Raw genomic sequence first — 1,477 nt, forward strand, 5'->3', positions numbered from 1 at the left:
GGGCGGCGGCGGCCGTGGCGGGCACCACCCAGTGCGGGGCCATGCGGGCGCAGTCACCGCGCAACGTCTCCATGCTCTCCGAGGTGTCCGCGGGGAGTACGACGGAACGCTTCATGGCGACATCCTTCGGGATAACGGTCATAACGGCACCGTACGCATCTGAAGCCCCACCGAAAAAGACCTACTATCGGGTAGTTTTGCCACTTCAGCGCGGGTGCCCCGACCCGATAGCGTGAACCGTCAACTCCTCGTCTTTCCTCCAGGAGCATCCAGCCGTGCGTATCGCAGTCACCGGCTCCATCGCCACCGACCATCTGATGACCTTCCCCGGCCGCTTCGCCGACCAGCTGGTCGCCGATCAGCTGCACACGGTCTCCCTCTCCTTCCTGGTCGACGCCCTCGACGTCCGCAGGGGTGGCGTCGCCCCCAACATCTGCTTCGGTATGGGCCAGCTCGGCGGCAGCCCGATCCTCGTCGGCGCCGCGGGCCAGGACTTCGACGAGTACCGCGCCTGGCTGGACCGGCACGGCGTCGACACCGCGTCCGTCCGCATCTCCGAGACCCTGCACACCGCCCGCTTCGTGTGCACCACGGACGCGGACCACAACCAGATCGGCTCCTTCTACACGGGCGCGATGAGCGAGGCCCGCCTGATCGAGCTCAAGACGGTCGCCGACCGCGTGGGCGGCCTCGACCTCGTCCTGATCGGCGCCGACGACCCCGAGGCGATGCTCCGTCACACCGAGGAGTGCCGCACCAGGAAGATCCCCTTCGCCGCCGACTTCTCGCAGCAGATCGCGCGCATGGACGGCGAAGAGATCCGCACCCTCCTCGACGGCGCCACGTACCTCTTCTCGAACGAGTACGAGAAGGGCCTCATCGAGTCCAAGACCGGCTGGAGCGACGCCGAGATCCTCGCGAAGGTCGGCCACCGCGTGACCACCCTCGGCTCGCGCGGCGTCCGCATCGAGGCCGTCGGCAAGGACCCGGTCGAGGTCGGCGTCCCCGAGGAAGAGGCGAAGGTCGAGCCGACCGGCGTCGGCGACGCCTTCCGCGCGGGCTTCCTCTCCGGTCTGTCCTGGGGCGTCTCCCTGGAGCGCGCGGCGCAGGTCGGCTGCATGCTCGCCACCCTGGTCATCGAGACCGTCGGCACCCAGGAGTACGAGCTGCAGCGCAGCAACTTCATGGACCGCTTCACCAAGGCGTACGGCGACGACGCCGCCACCGAGATCAAGGCGCACCTCGGCTAGTCGTTCATGAGCTCCGGCGGACCACGTAGGCGACACCGTGGTCCGCCGGCCGCTCACCGACGTACGCGTGGTGCTGCGTCCAGCACCATGCCGGGATGTCCACCGCCGCGACCTCGTCGTCGGCGAGCACGGTGACGGTGCCGCCCACCCGCACCCGCCCGATCGCCTTGGCCAGCTCGATCACCGGCTGCGGACAGCTCGTCCCCAGCGCGTCCACGGTCACGGCC

General features: G+C 69.1%; 2 protein-coding genes. One reads left to right on the top strand and one right to left on the bottom strand.

Features of this window, described 5'->3' with window-relative positions:
* Positions 1 to 275: 275 nt before the first annotated feature.
* Positions 276 to 1,250, top strand: a complete 975-nt coding sequence (locus AOK22_RS39000; RefSeq protein ID WP_055703345.1) for a carbohydrate kinase family protein — start codon at positions 276 to 278, stop codon at positions 1,248 to 1,250.
* A gap of 4 nt (positions 1,251 to 1,254) precedes the next feature.
* Here AOK22_RS39000 and AOK22_RS39005 read toward each other — a convergent pair.
* A partial coding sequence (locus AOK22_RS39005; RefSeq protein WP_167357949.1) for a sulfurtransferase TusA family protein occupies positions 1,255 to 1,477 on the bottom strand: 223 nt, incomplete at its 5' end.

The sequence above is a fragment of the Streptomyces silaceus genome, from assembly GCF_001419745.1.
Taxonomy (GTDB): Bacteria; Actinomycetota; Actinomycetes; order Streptomycetales; family Streptomycetaceae; genus Streptomyces; species Streptomyces silaceus.